Origin of the sequence: Franconibacter helveticus LMG 23732 (assembly GCF_000463115.2) — a bacterium.
In the GTDB taxonomy this organism is placed as follows: domain Bacteria; phylum Pseudomonadota; class Gammaproteobacteria; order Enterobacterales; family Enterobacteriaceae; genus Franconibacter; species Franconibacter helveticus.
The window spans coordinates 39,408-61,633 of the sequence record NZ_AWFX01000003.1 but is presented as its reverse complement, the minus strand read 5'-3'; the positions used below and the strand labels follow the sequence as shown (position 1 = coordinate 61,633).

18 protein-coding genes are annotated in these 22,226 nt (G+C 55.1%); 6 read left to right on the top strand and 12 right to left on the bottom strand.

From position 1 onward, the window contains the following. Positions 1-48: 48 nt before the first annotated feature. The 4 genes from mtgA to mnmL all read right to left on the bottom strand — a co-directional run bounded on the left by mtgA (position 49) and on the right by mnmL (position 4,967). Positions 49-777 carry a monofunctional biosynthetic peptidoglycan transglycosylase gene (gene mtgA / locus DW56_RS00295; protein ID WP_024553044.1) on the bottom strand — a complete coding sequence of 243 codons (729 nt, stop codon included), beginning with the start codon at positions 775-777 and terminating at the stop codon, positions 49-51. Further along, positions 774-1,427, bottom strand: a complete 654-nt coding sequence (gene elbB / locus DW56_RS00290; RefSeq protein ID WP_024553043.1) for an isoprenoid biosynthesis glyoxalase ElbB — start codon at positions 1,425-1,427, stop codon at positions 774-776. Before elbB ends, mtgA begins: the two co-directional genes overlap by 4 nt. Before the next feature lie 230 nt (positions 1,428-1,657). After that, positions 1,658-3,991 carry an aerobic respiration two-component sensor histidine kinase ArcB gene (gene arcB / locus DW56_RS00285; RefSeq protein WP_024553042.1) on the bottom strand — a complete coding sequence of 778 codons (2,334 nt, stop codon included), beginning with the start codon at positions 3,989-3,991 and terminating at the stop codon, positions 1,658-1,660. A 55-nt stretch (positions 3,992-4,046) separates the two neighbouring features. Beyond that, positions 4,047-4,967 carry a tRNA modification radical SAM protein MnmL/YtqA gene (gene mnmL, locus DW56_RS00280; RefSeq protein ID WP_024553041.1) on the bottom strand — a complete coding sequence of 307 codons (921 nt, stop codon included), beginning with the start codon at positions 4,965-4,967 and terminating at the stop codon, positions 4,047-4,049. A gap of 681 nt (positions 4,968-5,648) precedes the next feature. Here mnmL and gltB point away from each other — a divergent pair. After that, positions 5,649-10,109 (top strand): glutamate synthase large subunit, encoded by a 4,461-nt coding sequence (gene gltB, locus DW56_RS00275; protein WP_024553040.1) that lies wholly within the window; start codon positions 5,649-5,651, stop codon positions 10,107-10,109. 9 nt (positions 10,110-10,118) lie between these two features. Next, positions 10,119-11,537, top strand: a complete 1,419-nt coding sequence (locus DW56_RS00270; RefSeq protein WP_024553039.1) for a glutamate synthase small subunit — start codon at positions 10,119-10,121, stop codon at positions 11,535-11,537. A gap of 44 nt (positions 11,538-11,581) precedes the next feature. Here DW56_RS00270 and DW56_RS22585 read toward each other — a convergent pair whose 3' ends face one another. The 7 genes from DW56_RS22585 to zapE all read right to left on the bottom strand — a co-directional run bounded on the left by DW56_RS22585 (position 11,582) and on the right by zapE (position 16,872). Further along, positions 11,582-11,755, bottom strand: coding sequence for a hypothetical protein (locus DW56_RS22585; protein WP_159102098.1), 174 nt, complete (start codon positions 11,753-11,755; stop codon positions 11,582-11,584). A gap of 478 nt (positions 11,756-12,233) precedes the next feature. Then, on the bottom strand, positions 12,234-12,923 hold the full coding sequence (locus DW56_RS00265) for an N-acetylmannosamine-6-phosphate 2-epimerase (RefSeq protein ID WP_024561926.1): 690 nt from the start codon (positions 12,921-12,923) through the stop codon (positions 12,234-12,236). Positions 12,924-13,194: 271 nt separating this feature from the next. Beyond that, positions 13,195-13,689, bottom strand: coding sequence for a ClpXP protease specificity-enhancing factor (sspB, locus tag DW56_RS00260; RefSeq protein ID WP_024552563.1), 495 nt, complete (start codon positions 13,687-13,689; stop codon positions 13,195-13,197). 3 nt (positions 13,690-13,692) lie between these two features. Beyond that, on the bottom strand, positions 13,693-14,334 hold the full coding sequence (gene sspA, locus DW56_RS00255) for a stringent starvation protein SspA (protein WP_024552564.1): 642 nt from the start codon (positions 14,332-14,334) through the stop codon (positions 13,693-13,695). Positions 14,335-14,646: 312 nt separating this feature from the next. Further along, positions 14,647-15,039, bottom strand: a complete 393-nt coding sequence (gene rpsI, locus DW56_RS00250) for a 30S ribosomal protein S9 (protein ID WP_003025138.1) — start codon at positions 15,037-15,039, stop codon at positions 14,647-14,649. 15 nt (positions 15,040-15,054) lie between these two features. Further along, positions 15,055-15,483, bottom strand: a complete 429-nt coding sequence (rplM, locus tag DW56_RS00245; RefSeq protein WP_024552565.1) for a 50S ribosomal protein L13 — start codon at positions 15,481-15,483, stop codon at positions 15,055-15,057. Between the two features lie 261 nt (positions 15,484-15,744). After that, positions 15,745-16,872, bottom strand: coding sequence for a cell division protein ZapE (zapE, locus tag DW56_RS00240; protein WP_024552566.1), 1,128 nt, complete (start codon positions 16,870-16,872; stop codon positions 15,745-15,747). Positions 16,873-17,077: 205 nt separating this feature from the next. Between zapE and zapG the strand changes: the two genes are divergently transcribed. From zapG to degS, 3 genes are all read left to right on the top strand, one after another. Beyond that, positions 17,078-17,476 (top strand): Z-ring associated protein ZapG, encoded by a 399-nt coding sequence (gene zapG, locus DW56_RS00235; RefSeq protein ID WP_024552567.1) that lies wholly within the window; start codon positions 17,078-17,080, stop codon positions 17,474-17,476. A gap of 178 nt (positions 17,477-17,654) precedes the next feature. After that, positions 17,655-19,025 carry a serine endoprotease DegQ gene (gene degQ / locus DW56_RS00230; protein WP_024552568.1) on the top strand — a complete coding sequence of 457 codons (1,371 nt, stop codon included), beginning with the start codon at positions 17,655-17,657 and terminating at the stop codon, positions 19,023-19,025. 91 nt (positions 19,026-19,116) lie between these two features. Beyond that, a complete protein-coding gene (gene degS / locus DW56_RS00225; RefSeq protein WP_024552569.1) occupies positions 19,117-20,181 on the top strand; it encodes an outer membrane-stress sensor serine endopeptidase DegS in 1,065 nt (354 codons plus the stop codon). A 58-nt stretch (positions 20,182-20,239) separates the two neighbouring features. Here degS and mdh read toward each other — a convergent pair whose 3' ends face one another. Beyond that, positions 20,240-21,178, bottom strand: coding sequence for a malate dehydrogenase (mdh, locus tag DW56_RS00220; protein ID WP_024552570.1), 939 nt, complete (start codon positions 21,176-21,178; stop codon positions 20,240-20,242). 437 nt (positions 21,179-21,615) lie between these two features. Here mdh and argR point away from each other — a divergent pair, with 437 nt between their 5' ends. Next, on the top strand, positions 21,616-22,086 hold the full coding sequence (argR, locus tag DW56_RS00215) for a transcriptional regulator ArgR (protein ID WP_024552571.1): 471 nt from the start codon (positions 21,616-21,618) through the stop codon (positions 22,084-22,086). Positions 22,087-22,226 lie beyond the last annotated feature (140 nt).

Here is a 22,226-nt window from a genome sequence, read left to right as displayed (position 1 = left end):
TAAAAAGGCGGGCAGCTTCAGGCTTACCCGCCTTTTTATTCTGTTTCGCTAGCGCAGCTTGTGTTGCGCCATAAACGACTCGCCGCCTAACTGCCGCATCTGGCGCAAAATCCAGGCCTGACGCGCGCGCACATAGCCTGATGGGGCATCCGCCTTAAAGCGCAGCGGGTTTGGCAATACCGCCGCCAGTAAGGCCGCTTCGGCAGCGCTAAGCCGGCTTGCTGGCTTATGAAAATAACGCTGCGCTGCGGCTTCCACGCCAAAAGTGCCTTCGCCAAACTCAGCGATATTCAGATACACCGTCAGAATGCGCCGTTTGCTCCAGACCGTTTCAATGCCAACCGTCAGCCCCGCTTCCAGTCCTTTGCGCAGCCAGCTGCGCCCATCCCACAAAAAAAGATTCTTGGCGGTTTGCTGTGAAATGGTTGATGCGCCGCGAATACGGCTCTCATGACGCTCATTATGGGAAACCGCTTTTTTGATGGCGGCGACGTCAAACCCCCAGTGCTCCGGGAACTTCTGATCTTCCGCCGCAATTACCGCAAGCCCCATCCATGGCGAAATGTCGTCGGCGCCCACCCAGTCAGAATGCGCTATATAGCCAAAATCGCCGCTAAACCAGGCGGAAGCTTGCCGTTCCGCCATGACTGCGGAAAACGGCACAGGCAACAGGCCAAACAGCAAAATGCCGCCGATCCACAGCGCCACTACGGCGGCGCAGCCGCGCCATAGCCAGCGCCATCCCTTTCGCCATAGCGATGCTTTGCCTTTTCTCATGCGCACAGATCCAGCACGCGAGCGACCAGTTTCTCAATGCCCGCCGCGGCTTCGTCAATACGCTTCGCGACCATATAAGCTGGCGTGGTGACGACTTTGTTGTCTTCATCCACCACGATATCGTCTGCCGGACAAGAAACATGTTCGCCGCCCATCTCTTCAATGACTTCGGCGGTGTCGATATCGGTCCCGATAGTCAGGCGCAGCGGCGCCGGAAGCATTTTAGTCAGCATGGCGGGAGCGATGCAGATAAAACCCAACGGTTTGCCTGCGACGTGCATCGCTTGCGTTAATGCTTTCAGCGTCGGCTCGATACTGCATTCCGCGCCCCCGGTGGCGAACGTGCTAAGGTTTTTCGCCGCGCCAAACCCGCCAGGCACAATCAGCGCATCCAGCTCATCAGCGCGCGCATCCGCCAGGGGGCGCACCTCACCGCGAGCAATGCGTGCCGCCTCAACCAGCACGTTGCGGCTCTCTGTCATTTTCTCGCCGGTCAAATGGTTAATCACATCCGTCTGCGGTTTATCCGGCGCGAAACAGACCGCCTGCGCGTCGTTGCGAGCAATCGCCAGCAACGTAATCACCGCCTCGTGGATTTCGCTTCCGTCATAAACCCCGCAGCCGCTAAACACCACGCCGATCTTCTTCATAGATCTATCCCTTTTGCTAACCAATTGAAGAATATAAGAAAATGTGATTTAGACGCTATGCTTCACACATTTAACTGATTCGCGTAACAATTCTTTTAACTTTTGCTATCTTATGCACGAGCGGAACAAATTCTCAGGCCCCGCCACGTACTAAAACCACACCAAGAACAGGCGATGCCTTCATTTCCCTGGTGTTGGCGCAGTCTTCGCGCACCCCGGTTAAGCCGGGGTCATTTTTTTTCAGCCTCGCTCACCCAGGCACGCAGCGCTGCCACATCGTGCGGCCACTCTTGCTTAAGCTCTTCAACCCATTCACCGACGTTGTCCCACCAGGCGGGCAGATCCGGAGACTGAATCTGTTGCGCCAGCTGTTGCAGGTGCCGCAGCCCAACGGAGCCTGCCGCGCCTTTGATTTTATGCCCCTCTTCCACAATTCCTTTCTGGTCTTTCGCCGTCAGGTTAGATTCCAGCACGCTCAGGTATCCCGGCATCATTTTTTCAAACATCGTCAGGCCATCCAGAATCAGCTTCGGCCCAACCAGCTCCATATACTGTTCAAGCATAGGGAGATCGAATAACGTCTGGTGCTTATCTTCACTCATCGCGTCGTCCTCATTTCTGTCCGGTTGCGTATCCCAATATTTTTTGATCATCGCCGTGAGCGCAGGCACCGACAGCGGTTTGCTCAGCACGTCGTCCATACCCGCATCCAGATACTCTTTCTTATCCTTAAGCACATTGGCGGTTAACGCCACCAGCGGCGGTAAATCGTCCTTCGCATAGCGGCGCGTGAGTTCCCGGGAAATATCCAGCCCTGTCATATCGGGGAGCTGAATATCCAGCAGTACAAGGTCATATTCGCCAGGGGTGAATGTTTCCAGCGCCGCTTTGCCGGTCATGGCGACATCCACGCTATTGCCGAGCTTTTCCAGCACGGAGCGGGCGACAATGACATTGAGTTCGATGTCTTCCACCAGCAGCACGTGCAGCGCGGGCAGCGGCATATCTTCTTCCACCTGCTCCGCTTGCGTCTCTTCCGCTACGCGCGGCGCTTCAACGGTAAGCGTAAAGAGAGAGCCTTTGCCAGGATGGCTGGAAACCGTGATATCGCCGCCCATGTTTTTCGCCAGCCGACGAGAGACGGCAAGGCCGATACCGGTGCCGGTCGCAGGTTTGCCGCCCTGGCTGTCTTTTACCTGATAATACATGGCGAAGATCTTATCCAGCTCCTGTTGCGGAATGCCGATGCCGGAATCTTCCACTTCAAAACGCAGAAGATGATCTTCTTCATAGCGCACCCGCACTGTCACCTGCCCTTTCTGGGTAAATTTCACTGCGTTGCTGATAAGGTTCCAGAGAATTTGCCGCAGACGCGTACCGTCAGTCACCACTTTATGCGGCAGCGGCAGCGACGGCTCCATGACAAAGCGTAAGCCTTTTTGCTGGGCCTGTAGGCCGGAGAGGTTTTCAAGGTCGGCAAGGAAGCTTGTGAAATCGACAGGCTGATTATCAAGCTGCACTTTTCGCCGCTCGATTTTGTCCATGTCGATAATATCGTTAAAAATATTGCCCAGCGTAACGGCCGAAACATGAATGGTTTTCAGGTATTTTTCCTGCTCGGCGGACAGCTCGGTATCCAGCAGAATGCGGCTTAAGCCGACGATGCCGTTAAGCGGCGTGCGCAACTCATGACTGATAGTAGAAATAAAGGTGGTTTTATCGCGGCTGGCGCGCTCCAGCGCGTCCTGATACCGCTTACGCTCGGTAATATCGCGCCCAAACCCCATCAGGCCGTGACGTTTGCCCACCCGGTCGTAATAAGGCACCTTGCGGATCTCAAAGCAGGCTTTGCGGCCATCGGGATAATCAAGCCACTGCTCGTAGGTAAGCGAAACATTATGACGAAAGACTTTTTCGTCGGTCTCAATCACTTTTTCCGCCGCCTCGGGCGAATAGACATCCTGCGGTTTAAGGTTAATCAGTTGCTTCTCGCTTTTGCCGGTTAACAGCTCCATCGCCCGGTTGCAGCCAGAGAACTCTTTGTCTTCATTGCGATAGAAAACAAGGTCCGGCGAAGCATCCAGAAACGAGCGCAGGAAGGAAGATTGCTGCTCGAGCTGGATTTGCGTTACTTCGCGCTCTTTCATCTCTACTTTCAGCTGCTCCAGCATATGCTGGCGTTCAGCCTCCGCTTTTTCGCGCTCGGCGATTTCCTGGTTAAGCTGGGCAATGTTGTCCCTGAGCTGTACGTTGAGCTTCAGGTCGCGCTCGCGCATCTCTTCCAGCTTATCGACCAGTTTTGAGAGCCGCTGGCGCGATTCTTCAAGCTGCTCTACCACCACGGAAAGGAAGTAGACAGCCCAGGGGGTGATTAATAAGCCGAAAAAGATAGAGCGGATAACGTCGATGCTCTCTACCTGGCCGTGCAGCACCATAGTGACTGCCATCTGCACCGCCATCGCCAGCACCACCAGCGCCAGCGCCAGCAGAAGCGAGAACCGCACCAGGCCCAGTTTGACCAGGAGATCCACGTAAAACTGCGCCAACAACCGGATTTGCTTCATGAATTGTTCCTTCGCTGATATTCCGCTCAATAATACCCAAAAGTGGCGCTAACGATCAGGGTTGAACGTAAAAGTGTGGCGTCCAGGGCCTGCCAAGCGCAGAGCCCTGTGCGCCATGCGCATTGAGATAGCGGTCTATCTCTACCATACCGGTCCAGCGATTCTCACACCACAACGGCGCCAGCAATGTTGGGCGACGGGCGCTTGCAGAAATACGGTGGTAGATCACTTCCGGCGGCGTATGGCGGATCATCTCGCCTGCCGTCGCCACATATTCATCGAGTTCGATACCCGTTATCCTGCCCGCCTGCCATGCTTTCGCCATAATGCTGCCGGTAACGATATGCAGAGGATGCAGCTTAATGCCATCCACGCCGGTTTCCACTACGCGCCTGAGCGTTTCAAGGCAGTGGCTGCGCGTTTCGCCGGGTAAGCCGACAATAAGGTGACAACACACCTCCAGCCGCGCGGTTTTCTGGTACGCCGTAAAATTATGGCCGCGGTTTATGCGACGCAGCGTTTTATCATGGGCCGATTGCAACCCCAGCTCCAGCCAGACTTCATATCCTTGCTCACGGTAGCTGCTGAGCAGGTCCAGCACGCTTTCAGGCACGCAATCCGGGCGCGTGCCGACGCAAAGCCCGACGATCCTCGCTTCGCTGACCGCTTGTTGATACATGGCGCGCAGCTGCTGCACTTCAGCCCAGGTGCTGGTGTAAGCCTGAAAATAGGCGAGGTAGCGTTTTGCTCTGTCTACCCGCTTCGCCTGGCAAGCAAGCTGGTCGGATATAGACCTGTATTGCTGCGTTTCATCGACAAACGAGGCGACATTGCAAAATGTGCATCCGCCACGGCCAATAGTGCCGTCGCGGTTGGGACAGCTAAAGCCGCCATGTAGCGTGAGTTTATGAACTTTTTGCCCATAGCGGCGCGTAAGGTCGCCGCCAAACATATTGACTAATTTCTGTAACTGCATAATCTGGAAGGCCGCCCTGAGAAAAGGGCTAAGCCTGCCAGTTTTACCTCTTAATGGCGATGATATGGATCAAGCGCCCCGGCACCCTTTTTCAATCCGAATAACTATTCAAAATAAACGAAATTTCAATCACCTTACGGCTGATTACTTTTCCTTATGTCGCCGCCTTTTATTTAAATAATATGACGGCAACTACAAAACAGTGTCATCCTGCAAGGCACGCCGATTTTTTAGCATTTTCCGCTGACAATTCGTCTAATCACAGTGACCATCGGCGATTACAGGCGGCAGCAATAGTGAGACAGATCACACTCCATTTTGGTGCAAAGGCCGCTTCCCGCTTTGTAAAAATCATTAAATAACAATTAAGATCAAATAGTTAACGTTCTCATAGCACATTTCAGCATAAATAAGAATGACATTTGACCTGCATACTGATTCCCGATAAGTTGAGGATCCGCTGGAAGCTTTCTGGATGAGTGTTCTGCTCATCATATTTATGCAGTAATTGAGATTCCCTCTTAAGTAAGTTCTCAACGACCGTGTATCGATGCGAAAAGGATAAAAGAGGGCGACATGCGAGGCTCGCGTTTTAACGCCAACCCCGTCGCCACACCCTTTTTACGCCCGCACGCCGCTGAACAGGAGGGGGTCCCGCAGAGCCTGGGGAGGTTCACTTATATGTTGTACGATAAATCTCTTGAGAGAGATAACTGTGGTTTCGGCCTGATCGCCCACATAGAAGGCGAACCTAGCCACAAGGTAGTGCGTACTGCTATTCACGCACTGGCCCGCATGCAGCACCGTGGCGCTATTCTTGCCGATGGCAAAACAGGCGATGGCTGCGGTCTGTTATTGCAAAAACCCGACCGCTTTTTCCGCATCGTCGCTGAAGAGCGCGGCTGGCGTCTGGCGAAAAATTACGCCGTCGGCATGCTGTTCTTAAATAAAGATGCGGAACTGGCTGCCCGTAGCCGTCGCATTGTCGAAGAAGAATTGCAGCAGGAGACGCTCTCAATTGTTGGCTGGCGCGACGTGCCCACCAACGAAGGCGTGTTAGGTGAAATCGCCCTTTCCTCGCTGCCCCGCATTGAGCAGATTTTTGTTAACGCTCCGGCAGGCTGGCGTCCGCGCGATATGGAGCGCCGTCTGTTTATCGCCCGCCGCCGTATCGAAAAACGCCTCCAGGATGACAAAGATTTCTACGTTTGCAGCCTGTCGAACCTGGTAAACATCTATAAAGGCCTTTGTATGCCGGCAGATCTGCCGCGCTTCTACCTTGACCTTGCGGACCTGCGTCTGGAATCGGCCATCTGCCTGTTCCACCAACGCTTCTCCACCAACACCGTGCCGCGCTGGCCGCTGGCGCAGCCGTTCCGCTACCTGGCGCACAACGGCGAAATCAACACCATTACGGGCAACCGTCAATGGGCGCGCGCGCGCACCTATAAATTTAAAACGCCGCTGATCCCCGACCTGCACGACGCCGCGCCGTTCGTTAATGAGACCGGCTCCGACTCAAGCTCCATGGATAACATGCTCGAACTGCTGTTGGCAGGCGGTATGGATATCGTGCGCGCCATGCGCCTGCTTGTGCCGCCAGCCTGGCAAAACAACCCGGATATGGATCCGGAGCTGCGCGCGTTCTTTGACTTCAACTCCATGCATATGGAGCCGTGGGACGGCCCGGCGGGCATCGTCATGTCAGACGGCCGTTTCGCCGCCTGTAACCTGGACCGCAACGGCCTGCGCCCGGCGCGCTATGTCATTACCAAAGACAAACTGATCACCTGCGCCTCTGAAGTAGGCATCTGGGATTATCAACCGGACGAAGTGGTGGAAAAAGGCCGCGTCGGCCCGGGCGAGCTGATGGTTATCGATACCCGCGGCGGGCGCATCCTGCACTCGGCGGAAACCGATAACGACCTCAAAAGCCGTCACCCTTATAAAGAGTGGATGGAGAAAAACGTTCGCCGTCTGGTGCCGTTTGAAGATCTGCCGGACGGCCAGGTCGGCACGCGCGAGATGGACGACGACCTGCTGGCAAGCTACCAGAAGCAATTTAATTACAGCAACGAAGAGCTGGATTCCGTTATTCGGGTACTGGGCGAAAACGGCCAGGAAGCCGTCGGCTCAATGGGCGACGACACGCCTTTCGCCGTGCTCTCCAGCCAGCCGCGTATCATTTACGACTATTTCCGCCAGCAGTTCGCCCAGGTGACCAACCCGCCTATCGACCCGCTGCGCGAAGCGCATGTGATGTCGCTTGCCACCAGCATCGGGCGCGAGATGAATGTCTTCTGCGAAGCGGAAGGCCAGGCGCACCGCCTGAGCTTTAAATCGCCGATTCTGCTTTATTCTGACTTCAAACAGCTCACCACGCTTGAAGAGTCGCACTACCGCGCCGACACGCTGGATATCACGTTCGACGTGACCGAAGTCTCGCTTGAAGAAACGGTAAAAGCGCTGTGCGACAAAGCGGAGCAAATGGTGCGTAACGGCACGGTGCTGTTGGTGCTTTCCGACCGCAACATCGGCAAAAACCGTCTGCCGGTGCCGGCGCCAATGGCTGTAGGCGCTATCCAGACGCGCCTCGTGGATAAAAGCCTGCGCTGCGACGCCAACATCATTGTGGAAACCGCAAGCGCGCGTGACCCGCACCACTTCGCGGTGCTGCTGGGCTTCGGCGCAACGGCTATCTACCCTTACCTCGCCTATGAAACGCTGGCGCGGCTGGTAGATACCGGCGCGATTGAGAAAAGCTACCGCAACGTGATGCTTAACTACCGTAACGGCATCAACAAAGGCCTTTACAAGATCATGTCCAAAATGGGCATCTCGACTATCGCCTCTTACCGTTGCTCCAAACTGTTTGAAGCGGTGGGCCTGCATGATGAGGTCTCAAACCTCTGCTTCCAGGGCGTGGTCAGCCGCATCGGCGGCGCAGGCTTCGGCGACTTCCAGCAAGACCTGCTGAACCTGTCGAAGCGGGCGTGGCTCGCGCGCAAGCCGCTGGAGCAAGGCGGCCTGCTGAAATATGTGCATGGCGGTGAATACCATGCCTATAACCCGGACGTGGTGCGCACGCTGCAACAGGCGGTGCAGAGCGGCGAATACAGCGATTATCAGCAGTACGCGAAGCTCGTAAACGAGCGTCCGGCAGCCACGCTGCGCGACCTGCTGGCGCTGAATCCGCAGGGCGAAGCGGTGCGCGTGGATGAAGTAGAACCCGCAACCGATCTCTTCAAACGCTTCGACACTGCGGCGATGTCCATCGGCGCACTGAGCCCGGAAGCGCACGAAGCGCTCGCGGAGGCGATGAACAGCATCGGCGGCAACTCGAACTCCGGCGAAGGCGGCGAAGACCCGGCGCGCTACGGCACCAATAAAGTGTCGCGCATTAAACAGGTCGCTTCCGGCCGCTTTGGCGTAACCCCGGCTTACCTGGTTAACGCCGATGTTATTCAGATTAAAGTCGCTCAGGGGGCGAAGCCGGGCGAAGGCGGTCAGTTGCCGGGCGATAAAGTAACGCCGTATATCGCTAAGCTGCGCTACTCGGTGCCGGGCGTGACGCTGATTTCCCCGCCGCCGCACCATGATATTTATTCGATTGAAGATCTGGCGCAGCTGATTTTCGACTTAAAACAGGTCAACCCGAAGGCGATGATCTCCGTGAAGCTGGTGTCCGAACCCGGCGTCGGCACTATCGCGACCGGCGTGGCGAAAGCCTATGCTGACCTTATCACGATTGCCGGCTATGACGGCGGCACCGGCGCAAGCCCGCTCAGCTCGGTTAAGTATGCTGGCTGCCCGTGGGAACTGGGGCTGGTTGAAACCCAGCAGGCGCTGGTGGCTAACGGCCTGCGTCATAAAATCCGCCTGCAAGTGGACGGCGGCCTGAAAACCGGCCTTGATATCATCAAAGCGGCGATCCTGGGGGCAGAGAGCTTCGGCTTCGGCACCGGCCCGATGGTGGCGCTCGGCTGTAAATACCTGCGTATTTGCCACCTGAACAACTGCGCGACTGGTGTTGCGACTCAGGATGACAAACTGCGCAAGAACCACTATCACGGCCTGCCATTCAAAGTGACCAACTACTTTGAATTTATCGCCCGCGAAACGCGTGAACTTATGGCGCAGCTTGGCGTGACTCGTCTGGTGGATCTGATTGGCCGCACCGAGTTGCTCAAAGAGCTGGAAGGTTTTACCGCGAAACAGCAGAAACTGGACCTGGCGCGCCTGCTGGAAACGGCCGAGCCGCTGCCGGGCAAAGCGGTTTACTGCACCGAACACAACCCGCCGTTCGATAATGGCGTGCTCAATGCGCAATTGCTGAACCAGGCGAAGCCGTATGTGGATGAGAAGCAGAGCAAAACCTTCTGGTTTGATATCCGCAATACTGACCGTTCGGTAGGCGCTTCGCTCTCCGGCTACATTGCTGAGAAGCATGGCGACCAGGGTCTGGCTTCCGACCCGATCAAAGCGCACTTCAGCGGCACCGCGGGCCAGAGCTTCGGCGTGTGGAACGCAGGCGGCGTTGAGTTGCACCTGACCGGCGACGCCAACGACTACGTCGGCAAAGGCATGGCGGGCGGCTTAATCGCCATTCGTCCGCCGGTAGGCTCCGCTTTCCGCAGTCATGAAGCGAGCATTATTGGCAACACCTGCCTTTATGGCGCAACCGGAGGCCGTCTCTATGCGGCAGGCCGCGCGGGCGAACGCTTCGGGGTGCGTAACTCCGGCGCCATCACCGTTGTGGAAGGCATTGGCGATAACGGTTGCGAATACATGACCGGCGGTATCGTCTGCATTCTTGGCAAAACCGGGGTGAACTTTGGCGCTGGCATGACAGGCGGCTTCGCCTACGTGCTGGATGAAGACGGCGAGTTCCGTAAACGCGTCAACCCGGAGCTGGTGGAAGTGTTGGGCGTTGATGAACTGGCTATTCATGAAGAGCATTTGCGCGGCCTCATCACCGAACATGTTCACCATACCGGTTCGCAGCGCGGCGAAGAGATCCTGGCCCACTGGCCGGCTTTCGCCTCGAAATTCGCGCTGGTTAAACCGAAGTCCAGTGATGTCAAAGCATTGTTGGGTCACCGTAGTCGTTCCGCAGCAGAGCTGCGGGTGCAGGCGCAGTAAGGGGTTGTAATGAGTCAGAACGTTTACCAGTTTATCGACTTGCAGCGCGTTGATCCGCCAAAGAAACCGCTGAAGATCCGTAAAATTGAGTTTGTGGAAATCTATGAGCCTTTCTCGGAAGGTCAGGCCAAGGCGCAGGCAGACCGCTGCCTCTCCTGCGGCAACCCTTACTGTGAATGGAAATGTCCGGTCCACAACTACATCCCTAACTGGCTGAAGCTTGCCAACGAGGGGCGTATTTTTGAAGCCGCTGAGCTTTCTCATCAGACCAACACGCTGCCGGAAGTGTGCGGCCGCGTTTGTCCGCAGGACCGCCTGTGTGAAGGCTCCTGCACGCTGAATGATGAGTTTGGCGCGGTCACCATCGGCAACATTGAGCGCTATATCAACGATAAAGCGTTTGAGATGGGCTGGCGCCCGGATCTCACCGGCGTGAAGCAGACCGGCAAGCGCGTGGCGATTATTGGCGCAGGCCCGGCGGGCCTCGCTTGTGCCGACGTGCTGACCCGCAACGGCGTTAAAGCGGTGGTGTTTGACCGTCATCCCGAGATTGGCGGTCTGCTGACCTTCGGTATTCCGGCCTTTAAGCTTGAAAAAGAGGTCATGACCCGCCGTCGTGAAATTTTCACCGGCATGGGCATTGAGTTCAGACTTAATACCGAAGTCGGCCGCGACGTACAGCTTGAAGCGCTGTTAAGTGATTATGACGCGGTTTTCCTGGGCGTCGGCACTTATCAATCCATGCGCGGCGGGCTTGAGAATGAAGACGCGTCCGGCGTTTATGAAGCGTTGCCGTTCCTTATCGCTAATACTCGCCAGATCATGGGCTTTAGCGAAGATGCGCAACAGCCGTTTGTAAACATGGAAGGCAAGCGCGTTGTGGTTCTGGGCGGCGGCGATACCGCAATGGACTGCGTGCGCACTTCCATCCGCCAGGGCGCAACGCACGTTACCTGCGCTTACCGTCGCGATGAAGAAAATATGCCAGGCTCCCGTCGCGAAGTAAAAAACGCGCGCGAGGAAGGCGTAGAGTTTCAGTTCAACGTACAACCTCTTGGCATTGAAATTAATGCCAACGGTAAAGTCTGCGGCGTAAAAATGGCGCGTACTGAAATGGGCGCGCCGGATGCGTTGGGTCGTCGTCGCGCGGAAATCGTGCCCGGTTCTGAGCATGTGGTGCCTGCCGATGCGGTAGTACTGGCGTTTGGTTTCCGTCCGCACAGCATGGAATGGCTGGCGCAGCACAGCGTAGAACTGGATTCTCAGGGACGTATTATCGCGCCGGAAGGCAGCGAGAATGCCTTCCAGACCAGCAACCCGAAAATCTTCGCTGGCGGTGATATCGTTCGCGGTTCCGATCTGGTCGTCACAGCGATTGCCGAGGGTCGTAAAGCTGCCGACGGCATTATGAATTACCTTGAAGTTTAATCATCCACGTTAATGAAATAAGGGAAGCGACAATGCTTCCCTTATTATTTTGTGTACGTCCCTTCTTTATCACTTCTATCGGCACAGGTTGATTTTTTATCTGGCGGGTAGATGAGCCAATAACCCCGGTTAAAGAGTTTGTCACCCTGAACGCTATTTTGTCCGAAAGCGGGAATTAATAAATTTATCGCATTTATTAATTCCGTATCTGCTGCCATGAAATTTCTTTTATAAAACAATTAATTAATGTTTTCGCTTGCCAGCAAGGCTCTTTCTCTTTTCGACTGGAAGTCGTATATGAATAAAACTGCATTTTTTAAAAAATAAACTTGCGCAGATGATGGCAACGTTTTTTCCATTGCTTGCCTTATCTTCGCCAGCTTGCGTACAGGCAGAAACAATAATTTCTAATGATACAAACAGTAATTATATTGTGAACCCGCGTCTGGCCCGGGTCCTCAACCCGCTCCGGAACTTATCGTCCGGAAAGCGGCGTCTCTATGGCGAACTATCTTGCGGCTCAACAGATGCTCATTCACGATTGCGACCAGCTCATGCTGCGTGATGAAGACGATATTAATAGCGGGATGTACATTAAAGGTCCTGGCTAAGGCACTCAACGGTTGTCTTTTTTGCGTAGCCCTGGCGCGCGCTTTATTCTTCTTTCACCAGCAACGCCTGGGGTGTTGATGCCGCTTAACCCGCCGCCTTTTGCATCGCGTCGCAATACCACTGACAGATATGCTCCAGCCGGGTAATAGCGGAGCCTACCGTCACCGCCCATGCGCCATGTTGCATCGCTTGCGCCGCCAGCGCTGGCGTGTTGTAACGCCCTTCAGCAACGACCCGGCAGCCGCTATCATGCAGTGCGCTTACCAGTGACAAATCAGGCGCGTCGGGCGTTTCGCTACTGAGGTAGCCGGAAAGCGTAGTACCAATAATTTCTGCGCCCAACTGATGGCAATAAAGTCCATCCTGCAACGACGCGCAGTCGGCCATCGCCAGACAATGATGTAAATGAATACGCTCCAGCAAAGCGTTTATTGAAACCGGGCGGTTACGATCGGTTCCATCAAAAGCGATAATCTCCGCCCCAGCTTGCGCAAGCGCATCCACATCCTCCAGAAATGGCGTGATACGTACCGGTGTATCGGTTAAATCGCGCTTAATGATGCCAATAACCGGAATACTCACCGCTGCACGCACAGCCCGAAGGTTATTGACGCCCTCTATGCGCACGGCGACTGCTCCCGCCTGCTCTGAAGCCAGCGCCATTGCAGCGACGATATCGGGAGTGTCCATAGGACTGCCAGGTACCGGTTGGCAGAAGACGATAAGCCCGCCCTGAGCGGCAATAGCGTGATGCATTTTATCAAGCAAAGACATAACAGCGCCCTTACGGTGAGACGCCCCAAAGCATAAGCGGGCGCCATGGTTTAACAAGTGACGATAGCGAAAGAAGAGCATACATGCGTGGTGAAAAAGTGCGGTGCGCCATGCGGCAAAGATGAAAGGCAAAGCAGGAAAAATCAGTAGCGACAATGCCAGGCGCACCGATACTTTTGCGCTGACGGGGGAGGACAGATGAAATAACGAACGTGCCGTAAGACGAGAGAGAGCGCGACAAACAAAAACAGGGCCAGCGGCCCCGTTTTTCTTACTTCACCACCCGCAGCGCCGGACGGCCACCGCGTGGCGGCGGATCGTCATCCGGGTTGTCATCGCCCGTTTCGTGATCCGGCTTATCGCCGTCGATAACAGACATCACCGTTTCCGGCTCTTCTGAAACCACTTCGTCGTTAAGGCTCGCTACCGCCTCGTCATAGGCGGCTTCCGGTTCGAACATGGTGCCCGCGCCGTTTTCACGCGCATAGATAGCCAGAACAGCAGCCAGCGGCACCGCAACCTGACGCGGCACGCCACCGAAGCGCGCATTAAAGCGCACTTCATCGTTTGCCAGCTCCAGGTTCCCTACTGCGCGAGGCGCTATGTTCAGAACGATTTGCCCGTCACGCGCATACTCCATCGGCACGGAGACGCCCGGCAACGTCACATCCACGACAAGGTGCGGCGTAAGCTGATTATCCAGCAGCCATTCATAGAAGGCCCGCAGCAGATAAGGACGACGTGGAGACAGCTGTGACATATCCATGGTTTAGCCCCGGCTTTGCAGACGCATTTCGCGCTCGGCTTCGGTCAGAGAGGCAAGGAATGAATCACGTTCGAATACGCGAGTCATGTAGCCTTTCAGCTCTTTAGCGCCTGCGCCAACCAGTTCGACGCCCAACTGCGGTAATCGCCACAGCAGCGGCGCCAGGTAGCAATCCACCAGGCTGAATTCGTCACTCAGGAAGAAAGGCTTCTGCGTAAATACGGGCGCGATGGCCAGGAGTTCTTCACGCAGTTGTTTACGGGCCGCGTCAGCTTCCTGTGCGGAACCGCTCACGATGACGTTCATCAGCGAGTACCAGTCTTTCTCAATGCGATGCATGTACAGACGGCTTTCACCACGCGCGACCGGATAAACCGGCATCAGCGGCGGATGAGGGAAACGCTCGTCCAGGTACTCCATAATGATGCGCGACTCCCAAAGAGTCAGTTCACGGTCTACCAGCGTCGGTACGCTTTGATTTGGGTTGAGGTCAATCAGATCCTGCGGCAGGTTATCCGTTTCCACATGCTCAATTTCAAAGCTGACACCCTTTTCAGCCAGCACAATGCGCACCTGATGGCTGTAGATATCAGTAGGACCAGAAAACAGCGTCATTACCGAACGTTTGTTGGCAGCGACAGCCATGAAAACCTCCAGGTATATTCAGAAAAATACTGCTACCAGCCGCAAGGCGACCGGCCTTTATGGGTTACCCTTCCCTGCCGTACTGACATCCCAGTCTGTTAATTGACCAAAACGTGAACAGTTACCAGCATTTGGGCAGAAAATTGGATGATAGTTTACCAGATTTTGCGGGGTTTGTGGTGAAGGGATCCCCGATTTGCCCTAAAAGAGCGTAAATTCAGGCCATTAGCACAACAAAGAAAAACAGAAATAAAAAAACCCGGGCTGAGCCGGGTTTTTTGCATAATGCCATTCTGCCGGAGCAGAACAGAATTAACGTTTGGAGAACTGCGGACGACGACGTGCTTTACGCAGGCCGACTTTCTTACGTTCAACCTGACGAGCGTCACGAGTAACGAAGCCAGCTTTACGCAGTTCGCCACGCAGGGACTCGTCGTACTCCATCAGAGCGCGGGTGATACCGTGACGGATCGCACCAGCCTGACCAGAGATACCACCACCTTTAACAGTGATGTACAGATCCAGTTTCTCAACCATGTCGACCAGTTCCAGCGGCTGGCGAACTACCATGCGGGCAGTTTCGCGACCGAAGTACTGTTCCAGAGAACGCTGGTTGATAACGATTTTACCGCTGCCCGGTTTGATAAACACACGAGCGGCGGAGCTTTTGCGGCGACCAGTGCCGTAGTATTGATTTTCAGCCATTGCCTATAATCCCGATTAGATGTCCAGAACTTGCGGTTGCTGCGCCGCGTGGTTGTGCTCGTTACCTGCGTAAACTTTCAGTTTACGGTACATAGCACGGCCCAGAGGACCTTTCGGCAGCATGCCTTTTACCGCGATTTCAATTACGCGCTCAGGACGGCGGGCGATCATCTCTTCGAAGGTCGCTTCTTTGATACCACCGATGTGGCCAGTGTGGTGGTAGTACATTTTGTCATTACGCTTGTTGCCGGTTACAGCAACTTTTTCTGCGTTCAGAACGATGATGTAATCACCTGTATCAACGTGCGGAGTGTATTCCGCTTTATGCTTACCGCGCAGGCGACGTGCCAGTTCAGTAGCCAGACGACCCAGCGTTTTGCCGGTCGCGTCAACAACGTACCAGTCGCGTTTTACGGTTTCTGGTTTAGCTGTAAAAGTTTTCATTAAAAGCTTACCCAAATAAATAGTTACACGTTGGTGAACACCCAAACGCCTATAATCTGTTGAGGTTCACACGACAAAGTCCGGTAAACCTACCCCCTCGGATATGTTTCGCGGCACATAAAAGTTTCGGGAAAAAAACTTTCTTGTAACGTGGGGTCGCAGGATTATAGAGAAGACGCGTATAAAGATCGACCCCTTTTTGTGACAGAAAGCAGGATTTCTGCGGCTTGCCGTTCACTCCTGCTGCAAACAGGGAAGATTTCAGGGCATATGCGCCCGCTTCAGGTAATCTTCGCTCTGCATTTCTTGCAAGCGTGAAAGGCAGCGCTGAAACTCAAACCTGAGCCGCTGGCCCTGGTAAATCTCCATAAGCGGCGCGGCGGCGCACACCACCAGTTTTACGTGGCGCTCATAAAATTCATCCACCAGCGCGATAAAACGGCGCGCTTCGCTCTCCATCTGCGTCGTCATCACCGGCACATCATAAAGAAGAACAGTATGAAACTGCCGGGAGAGCGCAATGTAATCATGCTGGCTGCGGGCATCGACGCAAAGCGTGCGAAACGCTACCGCAAGCGTCTGGTTTTCCATGCCGAGCGTGGGGAGCGGACGATGATTAATTTCCAGCACCGGTTCGCCCTGGCGTTTCGCGCCAGCAAGCGCAACATACAGCTGCTCCATGCGCCCTTTCGTTTCGTCGTTAAGCGGCGAAAGCCACAGGTGCGCCTGAGTCAGCGTGCGCAGGCGATAATCAATGCCGGCATCGACGTTCATCACATCGCAGTAGCGCTTAATCGCCTCGATGGCGGGAAGAAAACGGGCGCGCTGAAGCCCATTGCGATACAGCTCGTCCGGGGGAATATTGGAGGTCGCCACAAGCGTAATGCCGCGCGCGAAGAGCGCCTGCATCAGGCCGCCCAACAGCATAGCGTCGGTAATATCAGAGACAAAAAACTCGTCGAAGCAGAGCACATCGGTCTGCGCTTTAAAACGGTCGGCGATAATTTCCAGCGGGTCGCTATGGCCCTGCAACGCGGTTAAATCTTCATGAACCTTCAGCATAAAGCGGTGAAAGTGCAACCGCTGTTTTCGCTCGCCCGGCAAACTCTGGTAGAAAAGATCCATCAACCAGGTTTTGCCGCGCCCGACGCCGCCCCACATATAAAGGCCGCGTACCGGCTCTACCGTTTGCGGCTGGGGGCGCTTGCCGAACAGCTTGCCCACTTTGGTCAGCAGCCCGCCGCTTTCAGCTGGCGCGCTTTTAGCGTCGGTCAACGCGTGATAAATCGCATCAAGCCGGCTAACCGCTTCGCGTTGTACCTCGTCTGGCTGGTGCGACCCTTCGTTAAGAGCCTGTTGATAGCGCGATGTCGGAGAGAAACTCTGCATGGTGTTATAGTTATTCCCTGGATATCGGTGCGCCGCGAGCCGCGGCTGTCGAAAAAAAGGCCGTTCTACACTACGCCATGCCGCAGCAGGATTCCACTTCTCCTGAAATAGCGGTTATAGTGGCATAACTGGGCGACGGCACTGACGAGACAAGCAAGCCTCGCCGTTACCACCCTACGGAAACACAAGACAACGGGAGATGTACATGACCTGGGAATATGGGCTAATCGGGTTAGTGGTCGGCATTATCATCGGTGCCGTCGCCATGCGTTTCGGCAACCGCAAATTACGCCAGCAACAGGCCCTGCAATACGAGCTGGAAAAGAACAAAGCGGAGCTTGAAGAGTACCGCGAGGAACTGGTCAGCCACTTCGCCCGCAGCGCTGAGCTGTTAGACAATATGGCGCACGATTATCGCCAGCTTTACCAGCACCTGGCGAAGAGCTCCAGCAACCTGCTGCCGGAAATGTCCGCAGAGGCTAACCCGTTCCGCAACCGACTTGCGGAATCGGAAGCCAGCAACGATCAGGCGCCGGTGCAAATGCCGCGCGACTATTCAGAAGGCGCGTCCGGCCTGCTGCGTAATGGCGCACGCCGCGACTGATCCGACAGTAAAAATTTTCTTCCGGGCGCGTTTTTCGCGCCCGCTTTCTTTGCGCGCTGGCTATGATTAGAGTAATCAGACACTGGCTTATGCCCCCATTGTTACCCGCAAGGGAATTCAATAATATCAGTACGTTTTGGGTATCCATTCCTTCTTCCAGGTTGCGAGAGCCGCATCAATGAAAAAACAAACCCAGCTGTTGAGTGCGTTAGCGTTAAGTGTCGGGTTATCTCTTTCGGCGCCCTTCCAGGCCGTCGCTTCATTGCCTTCGCAAGTTCCAGGCCAGGCTGCGCTGCCAAGCCTTGCGCCGGTACTGGAAAAAGTCTTGCCTGCTGTGGTTAGCGTGCAGGTGGAAGGCACTGCCGCCCCGGAGGGCCAGAAGGTGCCGGAAGAGCTGAAAAAATATTTCGGCGACGAGCTGCCGGACCAGCAGGCGCAGCCTTTTGAAGGCCTGGGTTCCGGGGTCATTATTAACGCGGCGAAAGGCTATGTGCTTACCAATAACCACGTTGTGAATCATGCTGAGAAAATCAGCGTGCAGCTTAACGACGGCCGCGAATTCGACGCCAAACTTATCGGCAGCGACGACCAGAGCGATATTGCCCTGTTGCAGCTGCAAAACGCCACTAACCTGACGCAAATTAAAATCGCCGACTCCGACAACCTGCGCGTAGGCGATTTCGCTGTCGCGGTCGGCAACCCGTTCGGTCTCGGCCAGACCGCGACCTCCGGCATTATCTCGGCGCTGGGCCGCAGCGGGCTGAACCTTGAGGGGCTGGAAAACTTTATCCAGACCGACGCCTCCATCAACCGCGGCAACTCCGGCGGCGCACTGTTGAACCTCAACGGCGAGCTTATCGGCATCAACACCGCCATTCTGGCGCCGGGCGGCGGCAGCGTCGGCATCGGCTTCGCTATCCCCAGCAATATGGCGCAGACGCTGGCGAACCAGCTTATTCAGTTTGGCGAAATCCGTCGCGGCCTGCTTGGCATTAAAGGCACCGAAATGAGCGCCGACATCGCTAAAGCGTTTAACCTTAACGTGCAGCGCGGCGCCTTCGTCAGCGAGGTGTTGCCGGGCTCCGGTTCTGCAAAAGCGGGCATCAAGTCTGGCGATGTGATTATCAGCCTGAACGGCAAGCCGCTTAGCAGCTTTGCCGAACTGCGTTCGCGCATCGCCACCACAGAACCGGGCACCAAAGTGAAGCTCGGCCTGCTGCGCGACGGCAAGCCGCAGGAAGTGGAAGTGACGCTGGATAAAAGCACGACCTCTTCCGCCAGCGCAGAGATGATTGCGCCAGCCCTTCAGGGCGCGACGCTGAGCGACGGTCAGTTGAAAGACGGCACGAAGGGCGTCGCCATTGATGAAGTGGAGAAAGGCAGCGCGGCGGCGCAGATTGGTCTGCACAAAGATGATGTCATCATCGGCGTTAACCGCGACCGCGTGCAGTCTATTGCTGAGATGCGTAAAGTACTGGAGAGCAAACCTGCCGTCATAGCGCTTCATATTGTGCGCGGCAGCGAAAGCATCTATTTACTGCTGCGTTAATAAAGTCGTAAATGGACATCCCGCCTGCGTGGGATGTCCGTATAAGTCATGCTATGCTGCGACCGTCTCCCTGATTAACTAACCCATGCCCATGTTTCTCAAGTTCTTACGTCCTGTTGTGCTCGGTCTTATCGTCGCGGGAATACTGCTGGCGATTATGCCTTCGCTGCGTCAGGTGAGCCCTTTATCCACGCCGGTTTACGACAGCGCCGATGAAACGCCTGCCAGCTATAACGCGGCGGTAAAGCGCGCTGCGCCTGCGGTAGTGAATGTCTATAATCGCGGCGTCAGTAATGGCGCGCGCAACCAGCTGGAGATTCGCACGCTCGGCTCCGGCGTTATCATGGATCAGCGCGGCTACATCATTACGAATAAGCACGTAATTAATGACGCCGACCAGATAATCGTCGCGCTACAGGATGGACGCGTATTCGAAGCGCTGTTGGTCGGGTCAGACAGCCTGACGGACCTCGCCGTGCTAAAAATTAATGCGGCGAACCTGCCGACCATTCCCATTAACCCCCGCCGCGCGCCGCATATCGGCGATGTCGTACTGGCTATCGGCAACCCTTATAACCTTGGGCAAACCATCACCCAGGGCATCATCAGCGCCACAGGGCGCGTCGGCCTGAACCCTACGGGCAGACAAAATTTTTTACAGACCGACGCCTCCATCAACCATGGTAACTCGGGCGGCGCGCTGGTGAACTCGCTTGGCGAGATGATGGGCATCAACACCCTGTCGTTTGATAAAAGCAACGATGGCGAAACGCCGGAAGGGCTTGGCTTTGCCATCCCGACGCAGCTCGCCACGAAAATCATGGAAAAGCTCATTCGCGATGGCCGGGTTATTCGCGGCTATATCGGCATCGGCGGGCGCGAAATCACGCCGCTGCATGCGCCAGCCGCGGGTATCGATCAGATTCAGGGCATTGTGGTCAATGAAGTGGCGCCGGACGGCCCGGCGGCGCGTGCGGGCATTCAGGTCAATGATGTCATCGTTTCTGTAAACAACAAGCCTGCGATCTCTGCGCTGGAAACCATGGACCAGGTTGCAGAAATTCGTCCAGGTTCGGTGATTCCGGTTGAAGTCATGCGCAACGACCGCCGCATTAAACTGGAAGTGACTATTCAGGAATATCCCGCCACCAGTTAAGCGGCAGGCATAAAAAAACCGGAACCTGAGTTCCGGTTTTTTCTTTTCAGGCTATCGCTTACTTGTTGACGAACTCTTCGCCCAGAACGATATCTTTCTTCAGCGTATCAAGCATGCCTTCCAGCGCCTGCTGTTCAAACGCGCTCAGGGTGCCGATAGATTTACGCTCTTCGATACCGTTTTTGCCCAGCAACAGCGGCTGAGAGAAAAAGCGAGCGTGTTCGCCGTCGCCTTCCACATAAGCGCACTCAACCACACCCTGCTCGCCCTGCAACGCACGCACCAGGGAAAGACCGAAGCGCGCCGCCGCCTGACCCATAGAGAGGGTCGCAGAGCCGCCGCCCGCTTTCGCTTCCACCACTTCGGTGCCGGCGTTCTGAATGCGTTTGGTCAGATCGGCCACTTCCTGCGCGGAGAAGCTCACGCCCGGGATCTGCGACAGCAGCGGCAGAATAGTCACGCCGGAGTGACCGCCGATAACCGGTACGTCGATCTCGGTCGGCTGTTTGCCTTTCAGTTCCGCAACAAAAGTATTGGAGCGGATGATATCCAGCGTGGTTACGCCGAACAGTTTGTTCTTATCGTACACGCCCGCTTTTTTCAGCACTTCCGCCGCGATGGCGACCGTGGTGTTAACCGGGTTGGTGATAATGCCGATACAAGCTTTCGGGCAGGTGGTTGCGATCTGCTGAACCAGATTCTTCACGATGCCTGCGTTCACGTTAAAGAGATCGGAACGGTCCATGCCCGGCTTACGCGCCACGCCTGCGGAGATCAGCACCACGTCCGCGCCTTCCAGCGCAGGGGTGGCGTCTTCGCCGGAAAAGCCTTTGATTTTTACATCGGTCGGGATGTGGCTCAGGTCTACCGCTACGCCCGGCGTTACCGGCGCGATGTCATACAGAGAGAGTTCTGAACCTGAAGGCAGTTGGGTCTTGAGTAGAAGGGCAAGCGCCTGGCCGATACCACCTGCCGCGCCGAGGACTGCAACTTTCATCCTAAACTCCTTATTATGGTGAGCAAAAGTGTGCCGTTACTCCATTGGTGGCGACCATAATCATTTATCGATGAAATGAGTACAATCTTCTGACCTTCAGTTTGCGACTTCTGACGCGCTTTACTGAAAGCGATGCGGCGGTTTAACCGGAGCACGGATACGACCGAATTCGCCGGGTCACTACCGGAGCAACTTATCAACAGGCGGTTACATTACACCCTCTGGCGACAGCAAAACAACATCATTTTGATAACAATTGTTTTACTTTATCGCTTATTTTCGAGTCGTGACGCAGGCATGTTCCTCGATAACAAAATTTGATAAAATCCGCCGCTTTCATAACATTATTTCAGCCCCATCCATGGCAGATAATTTGCATAAAAATTCAAATTTATGCATAATAATGTTGTTATTATTGGCCTGACCACGGGTGACGTATGCGCAGCTCCGCAAAACAAGAAGAATTAGTCAAAGCGTTTAAAGCTTTACTTAAAGAAGAAAAATTCAGTTCTCAGGGCGAAATTGTCCAGGCCTTACAGGATGAAGGCTTTGAAAACATCAACCAGTCTAAAGTTTCCCGCATGCTGACAAAGTTCGGCGCCGTGCGCACCCGCAATGCAAAAATGGAGATGGTTTACTGCCTGCCGGTTGAGCTTGGGGTGCCGACCACCTCCAGCCCGCTGAAGAACCTGGTGCTGGATATCGACTACAACGATGCGGTTGTGGTTATTCATACCAGCCCTGGCGCTGCCCAGCTTATTGCACGCCTGCTCGATTCGCTCGGCAAAGCGGAAGGGATCCTCGGCACTATCGCGGGCGACGATACTATCTTCACCACCCCTGCGCGCGGTTTTACGGTAAAAGAGCTTTATGAAGCCATCCTGGTATTGTTTGAACAGGAACTTTAACCGCTCCCTCCCGCTACATCATAGCGGGAGGCTCCCTTCCCTCTTTTAATTTCTTCTGCCATTCCCCCAGTAACCAGTCGCTTCGTCTGCGAAAAAGCATTCACCCAGTCTATTGAACATCATAAACCGCACAAATTGCA

Coding starts and splice junctions, on each gene's coding strand:
- sspA (WP_024552564.1), bottom strand. CDS start 14,334: ATGGCTGTCGCTGCCAACAAACGTTCGGTAATGACGCTGTTTTCTGGT.
- DW56_RS22585 (WP_159102098.1), bottom strand. CDS start 11,755: ATGGCAGCAGATACGGAATTAATAAATGCGATAAATTTATTAATTCCC.
- mnmL (WP_024553041.1), bottom strand. CDS start 4,967: ATGCAGTTACAGAAATTAGTCAATATGTTTGGCGGCGACCTTACGCGC.
- argR (WP_024552571.1), top strand. CDS start 21,616: ATGCGCAGCTCCGCAAAACAAGAAGAATTAGTCAAAGCGTTTAAAGCT.
- mtgA (WP_024553044.1), bottom strand. CDS start 777: ATGAGAAAAGGCAAAGCATCGCTATGGCGAAAGGGATGGCGCTGGCTA.
- arcB (WP_024553042.1), bottom strand. CDS start 3,991: ATGAAGCAAATCCGGTTGTTGGCGCAGTTTTACGTGGATCTCCTGGTC.
- gltB (WP_024553040.1), top strand. CDS start 5,649: ATGTTGTACGATAAATCTCTTGAGAGAGATAACTGTGGTTTCGGCCTG.
- degS (WP_024552569.1), top strand. CDS start 19,117: ATGTTTCTCAAGTTCTTACGTCCTGTTGTGCTCGGTCTTATCGTCGCG.
- DW56_RS00265 (WP_024561926.1), bottom strand. CDS start 12,923: ATGTCTTTGCTTGATAAAATGCATCACGCTATTGCCGCTCAGGGCGGG.
- degQ (WP_024552568.1), top strand. CDS start 17,655: ATGAAAAAACAAACCCAGCTGTTGAGTGCGTTAGCGTTAAGTGTCGGG.
- elbB (WP_024553043.1), bottom strand. CDS start 1,427: ATGAAGAAGATCGGCGTGGTGTTTAGCGGCTGCGGGGTTTATGACGGA.
- mdh (WP_024552570.1), bottom strand. CDS start 21,178: ATGAAAGTTGCAGTCCTCGGCGCGGCAGGTGGTATCGGCCAGGCGCTT.
- DW56_RS00270 (WP_024553039.1), top strand. CDS start 10,119: ATGAGTCAGAACGTTTACCAGTTTATCGACTTGCAGCGCGTTGATCCG.
- rpsI (WP_003025138.1), bottom strand. CDS start 15,039: ATGGCTGAAAATCAATACTACGGCACTGGTCGCCGCAAAAGCTCCGCC.
- zapE (WP_024552566.1), bottom strand. CDS start 16,872: ATGCAGAGTTTCTCTCCGACATCGCGCTATCAACAGGCTCTTAACGAA.
- rplM (WP_024552565.1), bottom strand. CDS start 15,483: ATGAAAACTTTTACAGCTAAACCAGAAACCGTAAAACGCGACTGGTAC.
- sspB (WP_024552563.1), bottom strand. CDS start 13,689: ATGGATATGTCACAGCTGTCTCCACGTCGTCCTTATCTGCTGCGGGCC.
- zapG (WP_024552567.1), top strand. CDS start 17,078: ATGACCTGGGAATATGGGCTAATCGGGTTAGTGGTCGGCATTATCATC.